The sequence below is a fragment of the Bacillus thuringiensis genome, assembly GCF_001182785.1.
Lineage (GTDB): Bacteria > Bacillota > Bacilli > Bacillales > Bacillaceae_G > Bacillus_A > Bacillus_A thuringiensis_S.
Genome location: NZ_CP012100.1, coordinates 299,554 through 321,995 on the forward strand (window position 1 = coordinate 299,554; position 22,442 = coordinate 321,995).

A 22,442-nucleotide genomic window follows, 5' to 3' on the forward strand; every position below is an offset into this window, starting at 1 on the left:
TTGTCATATGAATTTCCCCTTTTTAAAATGGTGCTATTTCCGTTTGTTTACTAGCTTCATAGACTTGCATAAGTGCTTGTAATCCATATTCGTAAGCTACAACCATTGATGCAGCGTTAGGCTCTTTGCTTTGCTTATATCGTTCAACCAAATTCATTAAAATTTGAATTTCAGCTTCAATTTTGGTTTGTAGTCCCACCTTATTCACCTGCCACTTTCTCTGTAGAATGAGACATTACATATTGCGTAATGCACTCTGTTTCTGCGTGTAAGTAATCACCACCAAAATCTAAGTAACTTTCACCGAAGTATATTTCTCCATTGCAACCTTCACATTCTTCAATAAAGTCTCTTGCTGATGAGTCATGATAATTACCGTAAGTAATTGGATTTTCAATCATATTTCATTCCTCCTTATTTACTGAGAGAAAACGTATGTTATAATACATGTAGCTAATTTTAGGGAATATTTTCTCTACAACGCTCGTTGCCATCGAGCGTTTTTTCATTTTTAATAGATAACTACCTAACAATCTGTTAAAATTTAGTTACCGATATGTGTAACAACTGGCCTGTGCTTCTGTACGGGCTTTTTTGATGCTTTCAGGCATCATAATACTCAGGAACCAGTCTATTAGGTAGGGCACCCTATTAGATTACCGAATATTACGAAAAGCAAGAGCTTGTCGTATTCACTCTATAAAAACGCTATTACAAACATAATCCCTTTTGGCTCCTATGGATTATCAACTTTTTTCATAATTTTTATCTTTGTTTTTTTATATTCATAATTTCGTAACATCTTTATATAATGTTTTAATAGATTTTATGTTAGACTTATAACATTCCAAGAAGTCCTTTACTTTTAGAATCGACAATTCTTCAATACCCTTAGTCTTGCCCTACATCCCCTGTAGGGCTTTTATCATTAGCTAGGGTGGTTATACCTCAACCTTATCTGTTCTGTTATGCACAACTCTAGTTCTTAAATTCCTTATGATCCACAAGATTTTCTTTTGTTCATATTCATCACGCTGCTGCTTATTCTTCATCTTGTTACCATCCCATTTTTTGTCCCAGACATCTATTCATTCGGTGTACCAGGTATTCCAATAAACATATTACTGACGATACTATTACCAGTGATAATGTGCTTTCCTCCATCATTTACATCGCTGCCCTATCGATTTCTGGAATAATTCCGCGTTTCGTTAGTATTTCATGAATAAATCTGTACTCATTGTAAACACTCCTCATAATTTTTTTAATAACAAAGCAAATCAACCATCTTCTCTGTTTTCTTAGAAATTTTTTTATAATAAAGAAAAGCTGATGGATAAAACCTCCATCAGCTTTTCTATTTCTTGCTATTCAATTAGAAGCTAACTGTCGCTGCTTCCTCTCCTGAATTAATCATTCGTTGTTCAATCTTTCCTAGCAGTTCCTTTATCTTACTTGAATAAAGTTTAACTGCTTTCGTAGATTGAGCATTCTTAAGCTCTTCTGTCCATTCTGCTAAATCTTCCTTTTCTTGATCATCTAGATAATCAAAAACTTCCTTTCGAGACATGGGGCTCACCTCAACTTAACTCTTTGTATTTGGCCGTTACATAACCAAATCTCCTCATCTCTCTATTTCTATTTATAACAGATTACTCCTCTTTTATTCCTTATTCTTTTTTTCGAGTTCGGTCAATTTCTTTGAAATAGACTGAAGCTCGTCAGTTTTTACTTGTTCCGTCGCCAAACGATTGTGCAGCAGAAAAGCTTGCCCTGAAATCCCAGCAAGAATACTCACCTTAAGAATATCCATCATTGTTTCAGGGTTAAACATTGCAACACCAACGAGTGAAGCAATACTGCCTACAAACATCTCTCCCAAGAAACCCGGGTGAAATGCAAGCTTGCTCTTACGAGGCAACAAAAACTTTTTGTTTGTGATGTAATGACTAGCCAATCCTGAGACCATACCAGCCACAACTGACACAATTACTGTAACCAACATAATATGCACCCCTTTTCGAAAAACTTTTGACATTGCAGCAGCAGTTTCTATTTAATAATTAATTCCTATGACATAGCATCACCCCTTTCAGGCAAAAACAAATAACCTTCCAGGAAAATGAATTGTTTACACAATGAAATAAAGTAACATAAAGTTCCTTTTTGTGTAATTTCATTAACCCGAAAGGCTATAAGTAGTTAGTGATATAAAAAAGAAAAATAAAAAAATGCAACTAAATTATATCACAATGAAGTTCGTTTTATCTTTAAATTCAGAAAATTTATTCTGTTATTTAACTTTCTCAAGTTAACAAATCAAATTCTTTGATACCTTTACACTAATAATTCGAAAGCCTGATTATTATTTATTTTTTCAATCTGCCATCAATTATGCTATAGATTACACTACAATTTTGATAAATATAGAATTCCAGTATTTCAAATGCTACCTGTTTTTCTTCAACGTTTTCATAATTGCATAAATTTATTATTCTCGTTCCTGTCTCTCGTACTAACCACAATACCTTTCGCTCAAATAAGAAATAATAATATATATCAAAGAAATAAAAATCTTCTTGATATCCTATTAACTTATTTCGTATTATATTTTCCATCTTTATCAGCTCTGGATAATTTCCCAAATCTATTTCTGACGGTGCAATACAGGTATTCCCTCCTAAATTTTTTTCAAGAATTAGTAATGTCTTCAGTACTTCGTTAAAACTGTTGTTTTTTGTTTCTTTTCCTTCTTTCCATTCTTTATTTTCGCGATTATAAATAGACACATTCATCAATATACACTCCTCTTTTTATCGTTTTTATTAAAATAAAGTTCTATTACGAATGTTACTAGTTACCATCTTATTGTAACTATCTTCAATTACATGTTGTTCTTTTTGATACTGATCCCATTCAGCGGCTGTGATATACGAGATAACATCTCCTACATGAATATAAACCGTATCACCTACTTTAACGCCTTCGAGTTCTGTATCGATGCTTAAATCGATATTTTCAATTCTAATTAATCTTTTGTTAATTAGTTTCCCTTTAGTTATTTTCCATCGATAAGCATTTAAGGTAACAGGATGTATTGTTTCTGAAATTCTCAATAAATGATTCAAATTATCACTCCTTTTTTAAGCAAAATAAAAAAGCAACCTAAAAGGAGAAGACATAACACATTAAAAATGCGTACTCTTCAACCCGATAGGTTGCTTTAATTACAGAAAGGAAAAAGAAAAAAGATTATATACTTATTATACCATACCAATAACCAAAATCATCCAATTCATATATAAAATTAATGTAGCCACTTTATAATTTTTATGAACATATAATTCTTAATCCTCAAAATAAAAAACCAATATTTTTATCTTTTCATTACAATACATGTAAATTTTATTTACATTTTTTCTAGTGAGAACCCAATACCAATCAAACAATGATTTTAAAGCATCATCCACCAAACGCTTTCACTCTCCTCAATTATTAACTTTAAGAAGTTAGTTAATTATTACAGAAAGAAAATATTAAGATTTTATGTTACAATAATTATTTGTTTCGTATATTAGAAAGGAGAAATTTATGAATCTAATTAAAATTAAGATGACTGCATTATGCTTTATATTATTTTTATCAGCATGTTCATCAGCTCAAAATGACTATGATTATAAGAACGACAAGGATGGTTATCTAGAAGCTATCGCAAAAAAGGAATATGAAATTGATAAAGAGTTGGAAGAAGTTGAAGACACATCAATTTCAGTTGATGAAAGAAAAAAATATGTCGATAAAGCAATTTCTATTATGAAAGAAGCAAAAAAGATTTCTCCACCTTCTGAATTTAAAACTGCAGATAAAGAATATGAAGAATATCTAGATTTATTTGCTAAGTTGGTGGATGAAGCAAAAGGAAGCCTTAAAAATGTAACTGCTGTACATGAAAGTTTTAGTGAAAAGGATTTAGAAAAGTTAGTGAAGCAGATTGAAGCTTATGAAAAATCCTTAGGTAGTGATGCGAAAGAGAGCCTGATTAAAAAAAAGCGGGAACATAGACGAGTAACACAAGAGGAATATCTCAAGATAGTTAGCGTAGAAATTAGGAAATTTTATGATTGTTTTGGAGATGGAAACCTATCTGGTCGAAGCTCATATGAAATAGAAACTCTTGTAAAAGATGCTAGAGAACACTTACATAAAATATCTGGTACTGCTCCACCTAAAAAGTTTGATAATGCTGAGAAAAAATATAGGGAAGCAGCAGAAAAATTCTACGAACTATTAAGCTTACTTAGTATTGATCCAGAGATGAAAGAAAATAATACATCTGAAAAAGTACCTGTTTTATTTGATGAAGGCGTTAAATTAAATAGTGAGTTTATGGATATGTTAAAAGAGGATAAATAATAGAGTAAATTCAATTAGATTTATTAGTTTTAAACAATTTATTTTAAAAACTAATGAAGTGTATGGACTTAAAAGTCCATACACTTCTACTTTTGCGATTGCACTCCCTAATGTAACGTTTTAAACTTTTAATTTTCTTGCCCCGATAGAATTTCTTCTTCGCAATCTGTGCAACATGTTAATATTTGATAACCACCTACGATTTTAGTATCATGAAAATCTGATTCTCTTCCACAAAATGTACACTTATTCATTATTCATTCTCCTTTCAATATTCCGTTTGATTCTCAAAATCAAATTACATGTGATTTGAACCATCAGTTTGCCGGCAAGTTTATGGTTCTTTTTGTTTGCGTCAAACTTATGCTTCCGGGATTTGAAGAATATTTTTAATGTCGTTTTTGTAACTTTTGAATAAAGTTTGATTATTTCTAATTAAAATAGAAAAATTTATCGTTTGATTTTTTTGAAATTTAAGGTTCGATTTATTTTTCATATGGGAATGCTATTCGTTTTAAAAATATAACCTTTTCACTCATAAGATAGAGTCTCATTTAATAAAATTCATCATACTCTGAACAAAAACTTTCTACTTGCTTATCATATAGTTTAAAGAAAGTATTCTGTGATACTTCTAAGACTAATGCTTGATCTTTTGTTATCCCCTGATATACTCCTCTTATTATTCTTCCAGTAAGTCCATGTGACATTACTATTACTTTTTCTTTATTCTGTATAGAACGTAGCCATTCAGATACTCTCTCTACAACTGAATCATAGCTTTCTCCACTAGGAGAATTAAAATACCAATTGTGATTATTAGTATTTTCCATAAGTTCTGGCCAAGATTTTTCAATTTCTTTTGTAGTTAAACCAGCCCATTTACCGACAGTGACTTCTTTTAATCGATCGTCCAGTTTAACTTTGTTTCTATCGTAACCTATAACCTCACATACTATTTCAGTACTTTGTTGCGCCCTTCCTAATGTACTGGAAATAAAATCCCAATCTTTAGAGTTATCTATTAGTACTTTTAGTAACTTTGCATTATTTTTGACTTGTTCAATGCCATCAGACGTTAGTGGTGAATCAAGTTCTCCCTGATACCGGCCTTTTACATTTAATTCAGTTTCTCCATGTCTAAGTAAATATATAATTTGTTTCAAACTCATACCCCCAAAATATTTAAAATCTAATACCTATTCTTTATAAAATTAAACAATCCCCTAATTTAATTTTAAACCAACCGACCAACTTAGCAAATTAAAATTATCTCAATCCCCCGTTTTTATGAAGAGCGAATGTTCAACGGATTACCCATAATGTAGAAAAATAACTAGAATTTACTTGGTTCAAAATCTAATTACTTTAAGCTATTAAACCAAACTTTCGCAATATAAAAGAATAAGGCTCTTGTCATCACAGGTTTTTTATCAAACTTTATTACAAAGTAACAGCATTCACGGCAAGCTTATGGGTTAATAATTAAACCATAGCAAAGTTATGCTTCCTTTTTCCTCGATTAATCCACTCCCTTTTTTCAAAAAGATGTGATTTCCGGCAAAGTTATACTTCCTTTAGTGGTAACTTTATGGGTAAAGTCACATTACATATTTTAAATAATTATTCTTTAATACCCTTATTTGTTAGATTAAACAGCTGTCTTTGTTCCTCAGTTACAGGAAATGCCCTGCTATATCCCTTTTTCGCATGAAATACCATATGATGATTTACAATCAAATATTGATTAACAATAAAATTCAACATATTATTAACCGCCAAAGCCGAGTATTGATTTGTAATACGTCTTTGTGGCTGCGATACTATTACTTGATCACACGAAATATCACTGGGTGCTATTGTATCCTCATCTGTTAAAACATCTGGATACAATTCAGCAACAGGTGCTAAAATTGTTTCACCTTTCACTCTTAACCCTGTTACTGTTTGCCCTGTATAACCGCTCTCTTCTTGTTGTTTAATAGTTTCCTCACTTGGATTTCCTTTTATTAAATCTACTGCATCATTACCTGTGTCTATATAAACAATATTTTCTTGTTCATTGAAAAATTGATGAAATTGTTGTCTTGAAAAATTATTATCGACGCAGCTGATAAGAATTTTTATTGATTCCTTTTTATTATTTACTTTCAATGAATCAAATAATTTCATTAAAAGATCAGTAGTTTCTATATACTCTTCAGAATATGACCGCAAATCAATTCCAAACGGATTAGAATATCTATTTGCTAATACGTCTGCTTTTTTCTTACCTATCTCATTTTTAATGAAATACTGATTTCTTAAGTTTTTCTCTTCAATACTATCTGCATCTGCTAAAATCCCCTTGATTTCCGTAATTCTAGAAGTAACCATTTGCTGCGCTACATACTGAGCCACTAATGATCCCGTACCACCAGTACCAACTTGAACAATATGAATAGGAATATCTACATTAAATGGATATAATTGAATCATATTTCGTCCACCTCATGAATTGCAGACTCTACAACCTCCACTTGTTCCAGTGGTCCATTAACATTAAAAGGTGATGCAAATACCTTTGTAAGGTCTACTTGTTGATGTAACCCATCTTTATAAATCCTTGCATGTATTGAAGGAAAATATCGATGTAATCTACCTACAATTACATAAATAATATTTGGAACAACCTCATTTTGATTATCCAATACACTTGGTATTTCACTCATATTATGATGTGAATGTATTTGAAGCACTAATCTCTTCTCCATTTGCATTAAAATATCAGTCTCAGGTTTAACCCAATATTTATTTACTTTTTGCTTAGGAAAGACTATTTCATAACACCCATTTTGATCAAGATATACTTCTGCATGTAATTCTAACTCTTTAGTAGCGTAGAATTTTGCATGCTCTATAAAAGTTTGAAGTATATACTGTGGTATTGGAAAGAAAGGTGTAATTTTAGTACTATTCCCTTTTTTCTTCATGTCAATGGATACTGTGATAATATTTTTATCTTTGATATAACCCATTATTACATGACCTTTTACCAATTCATCGTATCCTGAGTTCTCCATTCTTTCTCTCAATTTTTCTCCACTAATTTCCATGAAGTCTGGTTTTCCGTTATTAAGAATCTCTTCTTCACTAAAGTACTCTATTAAAGCATGTGTGTTACCCCAATACTTCACTACAGTTTCATTATTAAGCTTCCACAATTTATAATCTCTAATTATTGCATCGTTATTGGGTTTCTGTTTATTATCTTTTTGCTCTTTCTTAGATGCCTGCTGCTGTTTATTTCTATTAGGTTCTTTTAATCTTGATGCTCTATTTTCTTCGCTGGCCCTTTTTTGTTCCTCCATCTTTTGTATTGCCAAAATCGTTCCTTCATCTAAGCTATTTATTGTTTCGGCTCCATTTTTTTCACTTTGTTCATTTTCCTCTAATAAATAATCAAAAATATCAAGTTCTTTTTTACTCATAATAACTTCCTCCTTATTATTTTGAATTCTTAAATTCATTAACCAATTGCTTATATGTTTTCTTATATGAAACTAACCAATTATCATTAAATTCTTTTCCATCTAAAAAACTAAAAAGTTGGAAAACATCAGATTTATTTTTTAATTCTAGATCCTTCGAAATTCTATCCGGCGTATACATATCTGCACCGAATGGTAATTGGTGAAACCATCGTTCAAAAGCTGTTAAATTTTCTATTGTTGGAGGTTTATTCCCACCCATGCATATATTCCCACTATAGTAGACATTCGGAAATGGATATACATATAGTGGAGAATCTAATTTAATAGGTTCATCTTTCATCGCATATGCAAATGCACTCTGAAAAGATTTAACCCCTTTTGGATTTTGTAATACCGCGAGTACTAATAAGACCTTTGGAAAACCCACAATATTAAAAGTTAATTTTTCTTTATGATTACCTCTCCATAACTCAACTTTTCTACTTGCTTTCTCTAATTCCAAAAAATAAAAGTGCTTAATTCCATCTTTTGTACCAACAGAAAGATGCTGCTTTAAATTCTTAGGAATAAAACCTGAATCATAATTAAATTCAAAGTCTAATTCTTCCTTTGCTAGTGAAATAGACCTAGCAATAGATTTTCCAAGCTCCACCGCAGGAAATTTAAAATCCTTTTTTATTACTCCTAAATCATCCACAATCTTTGCTTCTACTATTGGAGAATGTTCCTCAATTTTTAAATAAATTGTCAAAGTAAGTCCTCCCAACAATTTCTTCTTTATATAGGCTAAAATTAAAATTTTCTTTTTCTTCTTGAACTTTTTTTATGAAATACACCACTTCAAATAGTTCAATCCAAGTAAATACGTCAAAATATTCAAATTGACTACACATAACAAAAGCAAATTCATTATCGAATTCGTTATCCACATCTTCTTTAAAATGGATTACCTTATCCTTAAATACATTCTTAATATCATTCATTTCATATCCAGAAGGTAGGGGAATGAAAACTAATATAATAGGTTCATCAAAATCTCCTTCAAATAGTTCATTCGCTTCACATTCTAGATACTCTCTAACAGTAGCTTCTTCTAAATATCCAATACAGTTAAGTATTCCTTCTACAAGCTCTGTATATGGATTGAAGCCATTATAGGAATAGAATTCTGCATTCCAATCTAATTTCTGGATTACAACCTCTTCAAATAATTCCGCTGGTACCCCTTCATTCTTCATTGAGATAAATAAAGAAATAAGATTTATTATTGTTAGATTAGAATTTTCTTCATGTTCATCCATCTCTAAACCTTCCCATATATCTATCATGATCAGGACTCCTTACTCTTTAATTAATATCAATAAATCTATATATCGATTCAATTTCTTTGTATCTAACACATCATGAATGTCTTCATGGATTACATAAAATACATCTTCATTAGCATAGTCACTTATTAAAACTAAATCCGGAAATATATCCTTTATATTTTTTAAATCGATGTTACTTTTAATTTGTAATAAACACGTATCATTTAAAAATAGCTTTTTATTGTATTCTCGAAATACTGAGTCTTCTAATTGAAATAAATATACTTCTTCCTCATCCATTAAAAATGCTGCTTGAAACTTACATTCATCATTTATCGATTGCAGTAACGCATTAACAAAATTAATATGGGCGCATTCACTATTAGACTCAATATCATGATCTTGAATAGCAATTTCGTAATCATCCATATTAGCTTTTGCTAGCAAGTCTTTAGAACTACAAATAAAATAGATTAATTGAAAAAAAGAATTGTACATGTCGTATATACCAGTAGTATCATTTCCAACAAAAAACTCTTCAATATCATTCCACATATAATCCCCTCTTTTTCTACCATTAAAAAAATGGGAAGTCTTCATCTGTTGTATCTGCATATTCAACATTTCCTGTGATTTCATCTAAAATAGTTTGATTTTCGAATAATTCAGGTCTCATGTAATCTGCAGCTGCTACTATTAATTCAAGTTGAAAGTTCTGATCCAATAACTCTTTAACCGAGAATGAATCTTTACGTATAAACTTTAGAACTTTCGCTAAATCAATAGGTACCATTAAATCATCCACATCTAATTCACGATTATTCATCTCTAACAAAGAATTCTCAAATTCTTTGTAATTAAAGACGGCCACTTTTTTTATTATTTTCATAGTCAATTTATCCACCCTTCTTAGAAAATAAAAAAGACAAGGAATTGATCCTCGTCTTTTTCATAACTGCAGTTAATTTTTCTCTTCATATTCGATTACCATAACCAAAAGCGGTTGGCCTTGTTCACGTTCCATGAACCCGCTCGGTGTTATTTTTTTAACTATTTTTCCATGATTATCACAATACTTTAAAAAACCATTCACTTCATCATCAATTCTTAACGCATCAGCAATAACAGTTCTAATTTGTAATAACATAATAAATTCCTCCTAATATTTTTTATTTTAAATATGTAATTTCAGAAATTCGAAATCCATCTATTTCTGGTACATATTTAAATTCCAGAATTAAGTCGTTTTGTTTTACCAAAAACAATCCTTTTTTTACTTTTGTAACAGTTCTTGGTTCTTCATAATTAAATAGACTTGGTTTACTTTTATAAGTAACTTTGTAATTCTTATTTGTACTAAAATAGTCTGATGTAAATTCATCAGCTAATTCTGCAGTTGTTACATGATTTCCTAAAAACATTTCTATTTCTTTTTTGTTTTGATAAATAGTTAAGTGACCGTTCTTATCAATATCATCAAATATTAATTTGAATTGCCCACCTAAGTCATTAATCACATTTTGTGATAATTCATCTTCAAACAAATAATCGTATTGAATCTTTTGTTTCAAATCTTCTACTTTGATTGGAGTTAAAGCATCAGTTTGAGGTTCATCCTTTATAAAGGTGTTATAAAAAACAAACATCATAGCTAAAACGCCTAACACTAAAAATAATCTTTTGATCTTCATAAAATCTTCATCCTTTCACAATGTGATGTTCTCCAAAAAAACGCAAAAAAGCCCTTTTCGGAGTTATATTTAAAAAGAAAGTAAAAGTAAAAAACTTAAACTATCTTTGAAAATCGAAACCCCGAAAGGGCTATAGTAGTTATGGATATAAAAAATTGAAATTAAAAAAAGGTATACTTAATTTTAACAAATTACACCTTTAAAAACAACAATCTTCAGAATATTTAATCCGTTAAATTTATGTTATGATGAATATTATAAACCCTCAGAATGGAGTTTGATTTACAATTGAAAAAACGTCTAATTTCTGTTTTTCCAATATTAATATTTATAATTGGCGTTACCTTACTTTTACTAAGACAGTTCGTTTTTTTTCCATATAAGGTTTCTGGAGTCTCTATGGAAAATACCTTATTTAATAATGACAAGGTTTTAATCAATCATCTCACCCATTCAATAGACGATCTGCAAAGATTTGATATAGTTGTTGTTAATTCCCCCCTAGAAAACACTTCTAATAAAAAAACAATTATAAAAAGAGTAGTTGGTTTACCTGGAGATAGAATAGAATATAAATCACAGATGCTTTATATAAATGGACTTCAGGTAAAAGATGCATACTCAAAAGGTAAAACAGCTGATTTTTCATTGAAAAATATTTATGGTTTCGAAAGGGTTCCAAATAATACAATTTTTGTATTAGGGGATAATCGTGAAGAAAGCTTAGACAGTAGATTTAAAGAAATAGGATTTATATCTTTGAATGATATTGAAGGTAAGGTAATTTTACGCTATAAACCATTAAATAAATTTATGAAATTTTAATACAATTAATTAAACATATAAAAAAGGTCCAACTGTAGGAAAGTCGGACCTTTTTAAAATATGATTTTGATTAGTTAAGTTCGACTGATAAAAAACTTATAGATGAACCTTCTAAAATCTTCGCTATTATAGATTTCTGCTAAAATCTTATTTAGCTACACCATTAAAATTTGATGCAAGTAATCCATTATCCTGCTCTTTAGAAGTTGTTCCTGCAGTTTTCTGTTCTGGTTTTTGTTCGGGTTTCTGCTCTGGCTTTTCTTTCTCAAGAACTATAACATTTACTGTTTCAGTTGAGCTATTTCCTACCTTATCGGTTGCCGTTACTTGAACTGATATTGTGCCTGGCTTACTTGTATCATACGCTCCTACTGTTATTACTGGATTTGGATCTTTATTATCTTTTACACTCACTAAACTTTCTGGACTTAATTTATCTCCCACATGTACGGTTACACCTTGTTTCGCTGTTATTACTGGTGCTTCCGTATCCTTCTCCTCTTCCTTTTCTACTACTTTTACTGTTACCGTTACAGTTGAGCTGTTACCCGTATTATCAGTTGCCGTTACTTGAACTGATATTGTACCCGGTTTACTTGTATCGTACACTCCCACTGTTACTACTGGGTTTGGATCTTTATTATCTTTTACACTCACTAAACTTTCTGGACTTAATTTATCTCCTACATGTACGGTTACACCTTGTTTCACTGTTATTACTGGTGCTTCTGTATCCTTTTCCTCTTCTTTTTCTACTACTTTAACGATTAGTGTTGTACTTGAGCTATTTCCTGATGCATCTGTTGCCGTTACTGTTACTTGAATTTCTCCTGCCTTACTTGTATCGTACGCTCCTACTATTACTACTGGGTTTAGATCTTTATTATCTCTTACGTCTACTAAATCTCCTGCATTTAAGCTATCTCCTACATAAACAGTTACACCTTGTTTCGCTGTAATTACTGGTGCTACTGTATCCTTTTCTTCTTCTTTTCCGACTACGTTGACGGTTACTGTTGTACTTGAGCTATTTCCTGATGCATCTGTTGCCGTTACTGTTACTTGAATTTCCCCTACCTTACCTGTATCGTACGCTCCCACTATTACCACTGGGTTTGGATCTTTATTATCTTTTACTTCTACTAAATCGCCTGCACTTAAACTATCTCCTACATGTATAGTTACACCTTGCTTTGCTGTAATTACTGGTGCCACTGTATCTTTTTCAGGTTTCTCCGGTTTTGTTGTACCACCATCATTACCATCTCCGCCTGTTGGTGGTTTTGTACCGCCTCCACCATCATTACCATCTCCACCTGTTGGTGGTTTTGTACCACCTCCACCATCATTACCGTCTCCGCCTGTTGGTGGTTTTGTATTTCCTCCACCATTATTACCTTCACCACCTGTTGGTGGTTTTATATCTCCCCCGCCACTATTACCTTCACCACCTGTTGGTGGTTTTGCATCTCCTACGTTACTAGAATCTCCAGAAGCTGGCGGTTTTTTATCATGATTAACTGGAGGCATTGAATTATCTGCAATAGCAACCCCATCATTGATATTTAAATCGCCACCAAATACAAAGTTCTTACTATCCTTATTATCCGAAACAGAAGGATTGTTTGTTGCTGATGCTATTGAAGTATTTAAATCTGAAAAACGATTATTTGATTTATCACCGTCAATAACTGATGCTAGATTTCTATCTGAATTTATAGCCGCGGTAGCAATTGAATCAGTTAAATCATCAAATTTCTTTTTAGTTTTGTTATTTTCAATGATTCCGGCTAAATTTTGATTAGAGCTACGTTTTGCATTATCAATGATTTCATCAAAATCGTTAGTATTTAAATTTTCATTCTTACTTTCATCTTTTTTCTCATCTTTCTTCTTTTCTTTTTCAGTATCTTTTTTCTTTTTAGATACTGATGCTGTTTTGGTGCTCTTTTTTTCCGAAGAAAACAGCGAGCAGCCTGAAACTACCCCAACACTTAAGGTAGTAGCAGTAGTTGCAAGTAAAACTTTCTTGAAGATTTTTGAATAATCTAAAGGCACAATCAATTCCTCCCCATTACTTAACCTGCACTTATAGTTGCAACAGATGTAGCAGAACTATTAGGTGTAGAATTACTAATTTTTTCGAGTAAATCTTTATTTCCAACCTTTTGAGCAAACTTTTTAGCTTCCTCAGATTTATTTAATTTCAAATAACTATTAACAATAATTCCTTCTCTTCTACCATCTAGTGGCACTTGATCTATTAATTTGATAACTTCTTCATGTTTGTTATCTAACGCAGCAATTTCAAAATTAATTAGTGAATTTTTAGTTTTAAGTTCTTTTACCTTTTTCAAGTTATCAACAGCTATATAATATGAAACTACTGATTCTGCAAAATCTTGCTCTAAGTCAATAGCCTTTTGTGCTTTACCGCTTAAAAGATAAGTAAATAAAACTGCCTTTTTATCTTCTTTTCCTAATTTTTTATAATCAACTTTATCAAATTCCAAGGCAGCATCTTGATATTTTTGAACTGCAGATAGCCTTAATCCATTTATTAAATTCGCATTAACTTCTAAACTATTTACATTATTTGCAGATGCAGCCTGTGAATTCTTCAAATTACTAAAGGCAAAACCTGCTACTACTAATAAAACAATTGATGCGACTCCTATAATAGCGTACTTATATTTTTTCATATTATTTAAGATTCCTTTTTTATCGATTACTACTTTCTCTTTTTGTTCAAATTTAGTTTCATTTGGTAGATCTCTTTCCTTATTTAAATTAATCTCATCACTTTCTGGTTCACTTTTAGCTACAACTATTTTTTGTCTCTGTTGTGCTTCTTTTATTTTCTTTTCTTCCTCTAATCTTCTTTTTCTTACTTCTTCAAGTTTTCTCTCTTCTTCCTTCCGTCGAGCTTCTACCTCTTTTCTTGCTTCTTCTTCGGCCCTTCTATGCGCTTCTGCTTCTGCTCGTTTTCTTGCTTCTTCCTCTGCTTTTCTACGCGCTTCCGCTTCTTCCTGGTTTCTTGCTTCTTCTTCGGCTCTTCTACGCGCTTCTGCTTCTGCTCGTTTTCTTGCTTCTTCCTCTGCTTTTCTACGCGCTTCCTCTTCTTCCTGGTTTCTTGCTTCTTCTTCGGCTCTTCTACGCGCTTCTGCTTCTGCTCGTTTTCTTGCTTCTTCCTCTGCTTTTCTACGCGCTTCCGCTTCTGCCTGGTTTCTCGCTTCTTCCTCTGCTTTTCTACGCGCTTCCGCTTCTGCCTGGTTTCTCGCTTCTTCCTCTGCTTTTCTACGCGCTTCCGCTTCTTCCTGGTTTCTTGCTTCTTCCTCTGCTTTTCTACGCGCTTCCGCTTCTTCACGTTTCCTTGCTTCTTCTTCTGCCTTTCTACGTGCTTCCGCTTCTGCTCGTTTTCTTTCTTCTTCTTCTGCCTTTCTACGTGCTTCTACTTCTTCACGTTCCCTTGCTTCTTCTATTTTTAAATCATTTTCAGAAGTGCCTGCCTGTTTTTGAATTGTAGTGATCCAATCAAGAGCTGGGTTACTATTTGAAGATTCATTTTTAGGTGAATTTACATTTACACTTTCTTCACGTTGGTTCCGCGGTTGTTCTGAATGCTCTTGTGGTATTTGCTCACTTATTGTATCTTTATAGACATCCTCATATTGTTCTTCTTCCTCTGCTAGTAATCGCTCACGTCGTTCTTTTTCTTGTCTAATCCTTTCTTTAATTACGTTTCTTTTTCTATTATTATGCATATAACAACAATGGCCTCCTTTCTATTGGTACCTCATAAATGAGAGTAATTAAATTATTTATCCTTCATAATTAATCATGAGATATTTCTATAGAAAAACTAAGGAAAAATAAAGATAATATTATTTTTTTAAGCATGATAAATAAAAAAGGATAAACAGGTAGCACCCATTTATCCTTCTTTTTATTTTACATCTATTGAGTTTTTAGTACATGTTATCCCCTTAACACACCCCTTTTTTAAAATTTTCAGACAGAAAAAGGATACAACACGCTCGTTATACTGTATATTCTGATGAATACAAAAATATATTTTCACACCATATTAAGTTCATCCATTACTTTCAACTTTTCATGTAATAGATTAAAAATTTCTTCTTTATAGTCACATTTCTTCAATTTTTTAATTGCTTCATCCTTTATTTGTGACACTCTTTCAGTTGTTATCATAAGTGCTTTTGCAATTTCTTTATGCAAATATACTTTACCATCTAGAAGACCAAAACATAGATTTAGTACCATCTTTTGCTTTGGGTTTAATACTTCATCAAATATTAACCATATCTCGTAATTTAAGTCTTCAATTACCATCTCATTTGTTGACGGAATTGCTGAACTATCATCATAGAATGGATTTAATATACCTATATCTTCATTTATTGTATCTACATCCAAAGTAATAGTAGTAGCTCGCTTATAATATACGTTGTGCTTAATGACTGTTTCGCTAGTTACATTTAACTCTTTTGCTACTTCTTCCACTGAAGGGGTTCTGTTGTACATTTGTAGATATTTATCTTCTAACTCGACAAATCTTAAATTAAATTGATTCACATAATTAGGGATTTTAAAAGATCCGGACTTTTTTTTACATATAATTCCTAACATACTTTTTTGTATCCACCAAAAAGCGTACGTGGAAAAGCAATACCCTAATGCCGGATTAAAATCTTCCATTGCCCGTAACATTCCCTCATTACCTTCTTGGACCAGATCATCAAACTCTATATCAGGGTGCTTGTTTTTGTACTTTCTTGCAATAGATAATACTAGTCCTACATTCACATGAAACAAATAATCACGTAGATCCTTTTCACCATGTTTGTACCGCTGAAATAATTTTAAACTTTCTTGTTTTGATAGTACCTTATAATTCCCAATTTCCTTAATTTCAAAAGTGTTTTCTTCTAGATTTGCCATTGGCTTAATACTTCTTGCAGTAGAACCTTGTGTAATAGTTTTATTTAATGAATCATCGCGATTCAAGCTGCTATATGATTGATTCATACCTATTCCTCCCTTCTCATTTTTAACGAATTGTTTCTAAAAACATTTTTGTCTCCTTTTGTACGTTACTAATCAACTTACAATTCCTTGCGCATGTATTGGCAACTTCTTTATGTGCTTTCGTTTTTCTCAATTCTATATAAATATCGCATCCTTTGCAGATGCTACTAATACCTTCCATTATTTCTAATTGTCTTCTTCTTTCATATAAAAACTGCTCTTTTGTTTTCTTCTCGCTTACTCGTCTCCCCATTTGTTTCACCTCGTATACATGAATAGTATTATTTATTAATTAAAAACTACTATCGGTATTACATAGATACGAAACTTCGTCTTCAAAACTCTTCCAAATTTCTCCTGTATGTATATGATATAGGATTATAACAAAATGTAAAATAAATTATTCTAAAAATTTCAAAAAATGCCGGGATATTAAAATATCCATCATTTACTTATGATTAAACTAATTATATTTATATAAATCTTGATAATCATCAAGGTTTATATATACAATTTAAACCCTGATGACTATCAAGAACACGTATAAAACAATGGATGTATTGTATTTTTCTATACAATACATCCCTCGATTTTATAAAACCCACTCATTCTAGTTATAGTATAGAAAAGTACTTAATCATTTCTACCCCTTATTAATATATATATCTAAATTTATTTCAATTAAAATAGCGTTTATCTCACTTTCTCTATTGCTGGAATATAATCGTTTAACAGTAAATCATCTAGACCCTTTCCAAGATTAATATCCCAACTCGCATAATTAATACTTATCCCTTCTTGATAAAGCGCTTGCGCACATTCTAATAATGACCGCTGAACATCTGAATTTGTAATCATATCCATATCTAAAGCGAACGTCGCCTGTTTAACTCCCATTTTTTTTAATGGTTCAATTAAAATTCTCCATACTTTAACCCCAGGTATTGATACAACTGTGGTACCATACATTACTTTTTCCTCATTTGTTAGAAGCTCCTCTAAGTTTTCAGCAGAAATATCACACTTTAGACTCCCTTCTGAAATCCATACATTATCCTTTTTTATTAGTTCTCCACGTCCCAAACTTTTCAACTCTCGACTAGGTACTGCTACATGTATTGGCAATGGGTTCCCAGCTCCTGTTCCATGGAATTTCCCACCTGAGCTGATCCAAATATATTTACTTTCTAACTTTAATTGTACTTCACCTAATTTTTCACCTTCATAATTAATTTCATACCATTCTTTAACATCGATTTTACCTTTAAATATAGACTCTATCTTCCCATTGATTTTATAGGTCACCTCTATAACATTGGGTTGCTCAATAACTTCTGCCTTAAAGCTTGGTTTATGATTTTTTACAACTGTCATATATTCAGGATTATCAATTCTACATTGAAAACCGCATATCTGATTATATATATTTCTCTGCGGTATTAATAAAGAATCTCTCCTTCCTACAAACGTAAAATATCTTCCATCCTTTGTTTCTTTTGCATAAAATCCTGGAATTCCAACAATATAGCTTGTTTTCCCCCCTACTTTTTTTATTAGCTCTTTCGTAGTATCCCAAGGTTTAATAGGAAAACTTTTGTAATTTCTAACATTTATTACTTCTCTTGTAATCCTACGTTTTGATCCCATTAACATTTTAATATGTTCATCTCGCACATCTAAAAATTCTAGGAATAAAGTGTAAATAATATCAAGGTTGTAATCATTTTTCTTCTTATGTTCCTTAATCATCTGATTTTGAGAAAAGTCATATCCCCTTTTTTGATCTTCAGCTATTATATGTAAATAGCCTGCTTCCCCGAATACTGTTTCTGATGAAATTCGTCCACATATTATTTTAGTTTCAGAATCATTAACCATACACCATCCTTGCTTACCACATATAGGGCACGTTGTTCTATAAAATTCAAACCATCTCTCATTATTCCCCTTATTCATGCTTCTCACTGGCCTTAACATTCTACTTGCTACTAACTTTTCAATTGACATCACATATCCCCTTTTCCCTTGAGAAAATAAAAAAGCCCTTTGGAATACGGAGGTTAAATACCACACAAACGTGTAATTTAATCCGTAACCCGAAGGGCTTTATGTAATCACTAGAAAATAAAAAAATCAACAAGTTATAATAAGAATATACTAAAAATTCTTTATTTAATCTAGAGGTTAATTATAATATTATTAAACTCCACACTATAATTATACATGGGCATCTCACTGCTCAACCCCTTTTGGATCTTTTGAAGCGAGAACTTCTTCGGAATTAGATACTATTTTAGCAATCTATATTTACTAAGCTATAAGGGTCCTCCTTATTAACCGTTCACTAATGTTTTTCTGCTTACTTTTTTTGATACAGTATACTCTCTACTAACCAATTAATTGCGCTATTAAGCGCAATCTTGTTAACCATAATCCATTTCTTGTAAACAATCATCATAACATTATATTTTGTTCAAAATTAATTAATTCTACCCAAAACCACTTTAGAATAAGGACTATAAATCAGTCATATAATTATCAATCTCATGTTGATACCAACAGAAAATCAATACATCTCACCTATATTTGACATTGATATATCAACTGAGATTAACATATCAAATGAAGCGCACCAACTTTATCACTAGTATCCACCGGTCAACATCAACATAACATTAACAAGCGATTACTTATCAAAAACGTTTGTACCTATCTAAACTTCAAGATCTATATTAGTTGAACATTAGTCCATTGCAACAGATTGCACGGAAATAAGTTAATTAATAAACTACCTATAAAAATGTTTCAATGCTAGTAAGACATAAAAAAGAAACACCCTGAAACTATCAATCTCATGTTGATACCGACGGAAAGATAACTGGTTTTTAACCTTTCATTTGTTATTAACATGTCAACTGAGATTAACATGTTAACTGACTGTTTTCTTTTGTTATCGATATCGTTTCGAATAAGATTGACATAACATTAACAATAAGGTGTCAAAAAAGAAGAATCGTTTATAGCTTTCAAGATTTCAAAATCTATATCGGTTGAAATTTTTCTGCTGCGGCAGTTTTCTCGAAGTGAATCTGGTGACGATCTATCCTAGAAAATGACTCGACACCATCAAAACATAGCTAAAAATTTAATCGGGATAATAAATAATGACAGCATTTTACCCTTTATTTATCATTAACATATAGTCTAAAAACAACACATAGAAAGGAATGCTATCTATATTGTTAATGTCATATCAATAATTTTCAGTTAACATTAATATGACATTAACAATTAAGTAGTTCAAATACGCATTAATACAGATCTTGGGTCTTGGCGATCTGTATTAATTATAAATTTATTTACTACAACAGGTTTCTAATGAAAAATCAAAAATACTCTAATAGAACTATAATTGCACTTAGAAACCAACAAGAACTCCATACAATTGATAGTTTCTTATTAGTGACACCGAAAAATTAACAGTTTTTCCTTTGTCTATCATTGATATATAACCTGAAATTAACATGTTAAGCGATTGTTTTCTTTTGTTATCGATATTATTCTGATTGATATTGATATAACATTAACAATAAGGTGTCAAAAAGGAGAAGTGTTTATAACTTTCAAGATTTCAAAAACTATATTGGTGATTTTTTTCTTCTGTGGCGGTTTGCTCGAAGCGAATCTAGTGATGATCTATCGTAGAAGTTGTTTTCACACTATCAAAAAATAGTTAAAATTTAATTACAATAACAAATGACGACGGTAATTCAATGCTTTTCAGCCTTTGTTTATCATTGATATATGGTCTAAAGGCGATACGTAGTGAGCAATACTGTCTATATTGTTAATGTCATATCAACAATTTTCGTTAAACATTGTTATAACATTAACAATTATGTAGTTGTAATACGCATAGATGCAGATCTTGGATCTTCGAAATTTGCATTAGTTAAAAATTTATCTACCACAACAGGTTTCTATTGAAAAATTAAAAAAGAAAACATCCTAAAAGAACAAATCATTTGTAATTGATATGTAACCTGAGATTAACATGTTAATAGAGCTAGTTATCTATTAATGGTAGTGTCATATCAACTATCACTCATACGTATTGACATGACATTAACAATCATTGATTCTAAAGTTGAAAATATACATACAAATAGAGTTTTAGATTCTACATCTATTAAAAGGCTTTTTTCTATAGCAAAATTCACTGGATAAATCGGAGAAGATATCATTCTTGAAAGTATTTTGATAGTAACCAAAAACAATAAATCACTTTTTATTAATTCCGATTTAAAAGTGGCAATTGTATGAATCAATTTTGATTATATAGAGATCACTTGTAAGGGGTGATACCCCCTAGAAAAAGTGAGTTTATATTAAACCGCATAAAAGTACTTCAACAACCTATAATAGCCTTCACGTGCATTCTAAAGACCTACTGAAACCAATTAACTATACCGTTCATGGTTTTCTAATATCGAGTATCATAAATTACAATAAATATAGGCCTTTATTTACTATTAGTATGGGCTTTTCGCTTTAGATTTATACATACTTTTTAGTTTTTAAGTCTTTAAGTTTAATGCTATATCCTTATAATTTATTTACAAATCACTAATATTTTCTTATCATTAATATATTGTAGACTAATTTGTTAATTTCATAGCAACAATAATCATTAATAACTAACGGATTATTAACTGGACATTAGCAATAGTTAATTCCAAATCCTTATTTATCAACTTCATGTTAACAAGTGATACTTTATATATCAACGACACATTTCATGTGAATGTCAATCGATAAAGGTATTGAGGTTTATATCGTCGAAAGACACTTAACATGTCAATCTCACTTTATATGTTAATTCCATTTTGCTATGGCCATTATATTTCAAGGAGGTACAACGATGATTGAACAAGATAACAAAAATACAACTGAACATATGGAGTCAAATAATACAAACTCTAGTCATGAAGATACTTTTGAAAAAGCTTGGCGAATAACAGAGTTTTCAAAACTAGTAGGCCGACATCATAACACTGTATACAATTGGTTCAATATCCTAGAGGAAAAGGGGTTACACGGAACATTAAGAACCAATAATACAAATGAAAAGCTATATAACACACTGGATTTAGACATAGCTTTATTTATCAAGCTAAAAAGGGATGAAAAGTGGTCGCTAGATGCAATTATTGAGCTTTTACCACATCAATTTGAACTAAGACCAGTTTCTCCAGAAAATCAAACCAGTGAAGTCTCAACCCAATTAAACATGCAGGAAGCTGCAGCGACTATTGAAAAAATAGTAGAGCAAAAGATTCAAATGCATTTACAAAACATTGAATTAGAGTATCAAGGAAAGTTTGAAGATGCTATACGTGCAGTGCTCCCTGAACCAGAAGACCCTGAAATGTTAAAAGAGCGCCAAAGACAAGAAAGACTAGATAATATGATAATTCAACATAGAGCGCGTACAGAATTAAGAAAACAAGCTGAAAGAGAGTGGAGTTCACAACCAGAAGAAACTCGTATTAAAAAAGTTGGTTGGTTTAAAAAAGAGGAAGATCTTGCGAGAAAACAACTTTTCATAGAAAACTATATTGATGAGAACATGATTGAATACATGAAAAATGTAATGAAAACAGAAAAATAAGCCTGGAAAA

24 protein-coding genes are annotated in these 22,442 nt (G+C 31.2%); 3 read left to right on the top strand and 21 right to left on the bottom strand.

Translation table 11 applies throughout. The annotated features are described in order from the left end of the window. Positions 1-22: 22 nt before the first annotated feature. The 6 genes from AC241_RS34960 to AC241_RS28575 all read right to left on the bottom strand — a co-directional run bounded on the left by AC241_RS34960 (position 23) and on the right by AC241_RS28575 (position 3,128). Positions 23-199, bottom strand: a complete 177-nt coding sequence (locus AC241_RS34960; RefSeq protein WP_000524193.1) for a hypothetical protein — start codon at positions 197-199, stop codon at positions 23-25. A gap of 1 nt (position 200) precedes the next feature. Beyond that, positions 201-401, bottom strand: a complete 201-nt coding sequence (locus AC241_RS28555; RefSeq protein ID WP_000572102.1) for a hypothetical protein — start codon at positions 399-401, stop codon at positions 201-203. Between the two features lie 974 nt (positions 402-1,375). Continuing rightward, on the bottom strand, positions 1,376-1,570 hold the full coding sequence (locus AC241_RS28560; protein ID WP_000087400.1) for a hypothetical protein: 195 nt from the start codon (positions 1,568-1,570) through the stop codon (positions 1,376-1,378). A 93-nt stretch (positions 1,571-1,663) separates the two neighbouring features. Further along, the gene (locus tag AC241_RS28565) at positions 1,664-2,005 is read right to left on the bottom strand and encodes a DUF4257 domain-containing protein (RefSeq protein ID WP_025118342.1); all 342 of its coding nucleotides are present in this window, start codon (positions 2,003-2,005) and stop codon (positions 1,664-1,666) included. A 364-nt stretch (positions 2,006-2,369) separates the two neighbouring features. After that, positions 2,370-2,795 (bottom strand): hypothetical protein, encoded by a 426-nt coding sequence (locus AC241_RS34435; protein WP_230690619.1) that lies wholly within the window; start codon positions 2,793-2,795, stop codon positions 2,370-2,372. Between the two features lie 30 nt (positions 2,796-2,825). Further along, positions 2,826-3,128 (bottom strand): hypothetical protein, encoded by a 303-nt coding sequence (locus AC241_RS28575; RefSeq protein ID WP_196303433.1) that lies wholly within the window; start codon positions 3,126-3,128, stop codon positions 2,826-2,828. A gap of 463 nt (positions 3,129-3,591) precedes the next feature. Between AC241_RS28575 and AC241_RS28580 the strand changes: the two genes are divergently transcribed. Continuing rightward, entirely contained in the window at positions 3,592-4,413 is an 822-nt protein-coding gene (locus AC241_RS28580; protein ID WP_050845166.1) for a hypothetical protein, read from the top strand. Positions 4,414-4,541: 128 nt separating this feature from the next. Here AC241_RS28580 and AC241_RS35765 read toward each other — a convergent pair whose 3' ends face one another. The 10 genes from AC241_RS35765 to AC241_RS28630 all read right to left on the bottom strand — a co-directional run bounded on the left by AC241_RS35765 (position 4,542) and on the right by AC241_RS28630 (position 10,887). Next, positions 4,542-4,667 carry a hypothetical protein gene (locus AC241_RS35765; protein WP_264194180.1) on the bottom strand — a complete coding sequence of 42 codons (126 nt, stop codon included), beginning with the start codon at positions 4,665-4,667 and terminating at the stop codon, positions 4,542-4,544. A 300-nt stretch (positions 4,668-4,967) separates the two neighbouring features. After that, positions 4,968-5,585: a histidine phosphatase family protein gene (locus tag AC241_RS28585; protein WP_413541767.1), complete on the bottom strand. Its 618-nt coding sequence runs from the start codon at positions 5,583-5,585 to the stop codon at positions 4,968-4,970. Between the two features lie 451 nt (positions 5,586-6,036). Continuing rightward, complete coding sequence (locus tag AC241_RS33650) at positions 6,037-6,891, bottom strand: ThiF family adenylyltransferase (protein WP_080990922.1); 855 nt, start codon at positions 6,889-6,891, stop codon at positions 6,037-6,039. Then, on the bottom strand, positions 6,888-7,883 hold the full coding sequence (locus tag AC241_RS28600) for a hypothetical protein (protein ID WP_050845168.1): 996 nt from the start codon (positions 7,881-7,883) through the stop codon (positions 6,888-6,890). The genes AC241_RS33650 and AC241_RS28600 overlap by 4 nt, the downstream gene beginning before the upstream one ends. Before the next feature lie 16 nt (positions 7,884-7,899). After that, complete coding sequence (locus tag AC241_RS28605; RefSeq protein WP_196303434.1) at positions 7,900-8,637, bottom strand: hypothetical protein; 738 nt, start codon at positions 8,635-8,637, stop codon at positions 7,900-7,902. Beyond that, positions 8,615-9,214, bottom strand: coding sequence for a hypothetical protein (locus tag AC241_RS28610; protein WP_000565596.1), 600 nt, complete (start codon positions 9,212-9,214; stop codon positions 8,615-8,617). Before AC241_RS28610 ends, AC241_RS28605 begins: the two co-directional genes overlap by 23 nt. A 12-nt stretch (positions 9,215-9,226) precedes the next feature. Continuing rightward, entirely contained in the window at positions 9,227-9,751 is a 525-nt protein-coding gene (locus AC241_RS28615) for a hypothetical protein (protein ID WP_050845169.1), read from the bottom strand. A 22-nt stretch (positions 9,752-9,773) separates the two neighbouring features. Beyond that, positions 9,774-10,085, bottom strand: a complete 312-nt coding sequence (locus tag AC241_RS28620) for a hypothetical protein (protein WP_000691501.1) — start codon at positions 10,083-10,085, stop codon at positions 9,774-9,776. Positions 10,086-10,157: 72 nt separating this feature from the next. Continuing rightward, entirely contained in the window at positions 10,158-10,343 is a 186-nt protein-coding gene (locus AC241_RS28625) for a hypothetical protein (protein ID WP_000926534.1), read from the bottom strand. A gap of 22 nt (positions 10,344-10,365) precedes the next feature. After that, a complete protein-coding gene (locus tag AC241_RS28630) occupies positions 10,366-10,887 on the bottom strand; it encodes a hypothetical protein (protein ID WP_050845170.1) in 522 nt (173 codons plus the stop codon). A gap of 270 nt (positions 10,888-11,157) precedes the next feature. Between AC241_RS28630 and lepB the strand changes: the two genes are divergently transcribed. Next, positions 11,158-11,712, top strand: a complete 555-nt coding sequence (lepB, locus tag AC241_RS28635; protein ID WP_071715085.1) for a signal peptidase I — start codon at positions 11,158-11,160, stop codon at positions 11,710-11,712. Positions 11,713-11,859: 147 nt separating this feature from the next. On the opposite strand, the gene AC241_RS28640 is transcribed toward lepB, so the two are convergent. The 5 genes from AC241_RS28640 to AC241_RS28660 all read right to left on the bottom strand — a co-directional run bounded on the left by AC241_RS28640 (position 11,860) and on the right by AC241_RS28660 (position 18,768). Next, positions 11,860-13,770: a hypothetical protein gene (locus AC241_RS28640; protein WP_050845171.1), complete on the bottom strand. Its 1,911-nt coding sequence runs from the start codon at positions 13,768-13,770 to the stop codon at positions 11,860-11,862. A gap of 20 nt (positions 13,771-13,790) precedes the next feature. Continuing rightward, positions 13,791-15,476: a hypothetical protein gene (locus AC241_RS28645; protein WP_050845172.1), complete on the bottom strand. Its 1,686-nt coding sequence runs from the start codon at positions 15,474-15,476 to the stop codon at positions 13,791-13,793. A gap of 313 nt (positions 15,477-15,789) precedes the next feature. Beyond that, positions 15,790-16,761: a sigma-70 family RNA polymerase sigma factor gene (locus tag AC241_RS28650; RefSeq protein ID WP_050845173.1), complete on the bottom strand. Its 972-nt coding sequence runs from the start codon at positions 16,759-16,761 to the stop codon at positions 15,790-15,792. A gap of 22 nt (positions 16,762-16,783) precedes the next feature. Then, positions 16,784-17,014: a hypothetical protein gene (locus AC241_RS28655; protein WP_000533697.1), complete on the bottom strand. Its 231-nt coding sequence runs from the start codon at positions 17,012-17,014 to the stop codon at positions 16,784-16,786. A gap of 440 nt (positions 17,015-17,454) precedes the next feature. Then, positions 17,455-18,768 carry a DUF3854 domain-containing protein gene (locus AC241_RS28660; RefSeq protein WP_050845174.1) on the bottom strand — a complete coding sequence of 438 codons (1,314 nt, stop codon included), beginning with the start codon at positions 18,766-18,768 and terminating at the stop codon, positions 17,455-17,457. Between the two features lie 2,914 nt (positions 18,769-21,682). Here AC241_RS28660 and AC241_RS28665 point away from each other — a divergent pair. After that, positions 21,683-22,432 carry a MerR family transcriptional regulator gene (locus AC241_RS28665; protein ID WP_000572417.1) on the top strand — a complete coding sequence of 250 codons (750 nt, stop codon included), beginning with the start codon at positions 21,683-21,685 and terminating at the stop codon, positions 22,430-22,432. Positions 22,433-22,442: the final 10 nt, after the last annotated feature.

Excerpts from the sequence above, each read along its gene's own strand:
- AC241_RS28565 (WP_025118342.1), bottom strand. The coding sequence starts at position 2,005 with ATGTTGGTTACAGTAATTGTGTCAGTTGTGGCTGGTATGGTCTCAGGA.
- AC241_RS28560 (WP_000087400.1), bottom strand. The coding sequence starts at position 1,570 with ATGTCTCGAAAGGAAGTTTTTGATTATCTAGATGATCAAGAAAAGGAA.
- AC241_RS28650 (WP_050845173.1), bottom strand. The coding sequence starts at position 16,761 with ATGAATCAATCATATAGCAGCTTGAATCGCGATGATTCATTAAATAAA.
- AC241_RS28610 (WP_000565596.1), bottom strand. The coding sequence starts at position 9,214 with ATGATAGATATATGGGAAGGTTTAGAGATGGATGAACATGAAGAAAAT.
- AC241_RS33650 (WP_080990922.1), bottom strand. The coding sequence starts at position 6,891 with ATGATTCAATTATATCCATTTAATGTAGATATTCCTATTCATATTGTT.
- AC241_RS28600 (WP_050845168.1), bottom strand. The coding sequence starts at position 7,883 with ATGAGTAAAAAAGAACTTGATATTTTTGATTATTTATTAGAGGAAAAT.
- AC241_RS35765 (WP_264194180.1), bottom strand. The coding sequence starts at position 4,667 with ATGAATAAGTGTACATTTTGTGGAAGAGAATCAGATTTTCATGATACT.
- AC241_RS34435 (WP_230690619.1), bottom strand. The coding sequence starts at position 2,795 with ATGAATGTGTCTATTTATAATCGCGAAAATAAAGAATGGAAAGAAGGA.
- AC241_RS28665 (WP_000572417.1), top strand. The coding sequence starts at position 21,683 with ATGATTGAACAAGATAACAAAAATACAACTGAACATATGGAGTCAAAT.
- AC241_RS28645 (WP_050845172.1), bottom strand. The coding sequence starts at position 15,476 with ATGCATAATAATAGAAAAAGAAACGTAATTAAAGAAAGGATTAGACAA.
- AC241_RS28630 (WP_050845170.1), bottom strand. The coding sequence starts at position 10,887 with ATGAAGATCAAAAGATTATTTTTAGTGTTAGGCGTTTTAGCTATGATG.
- AC241_RS28655 (WP_000533697.1), bottom strand. The coding sequence starts at position 17,014 with ATGGGGAGACGAGTAAGCGAGAAGAAAACAAAAGAGCAGTTTTTATAT.
- AC241_RS28585 (WP_413541767.1), bottom strand. The coding sequence starts at position 5,585 with ATGAGTTTGAAACAAATTATATATTTACTTAGACATGGAGAAACTGAA.
- AC241_RS28620 (WP_000691501.1), bottom strand. The coding sequence starts at position 10,085 with ATGAAAATAATAAAAAAAGTGGCCGTCTTTAATTACAAAGAATTTGAG.
- AC241_RS28660 (WP_050845174.1), bottom strand. The coding sequence starts at position 18,768 with ATGTCAATTGAAAAGTTAGTAGCAAGTAGAATGTTAAGGCCAGTGAGA.
- AC241_RS28615 (WP_050845169.1), bottom strand. The coding sequence starts at position 9,751 with ATGTGGAATGATATTGAAGAGTTTTTTGTTGGAAATGATACTACTGGT.
- AC241_RS28625 (WP_000926534.1), bottom strand. The coding sequence starts at position 10,343 with ATGTTATTACAAATTAGAACTGTTATTGCTGATGCGTTAAGAATTGAT.
- AC241_RS28580 (WP_050845166.1), top strand. The coding sequence starts at position 3,592 with ATGAATCTAATTAAAATTAAGATGACTGCATTATGCTTTATATTATTT.
- lepB (WP_071715085.1), top strand. The coding sequence starts at position 11,158 with ATGGAGTTTGATTTACAATTGAAAAAACGTCTAATTTCTGTTTTTCCA.
- AC241_RS28555 (WP_000572102.1), bottom strand. The coding sequence starts at position 401 with ATGATTGAAAATCCAATTACTTACGGTAATTATCATGACTCATCAGCA.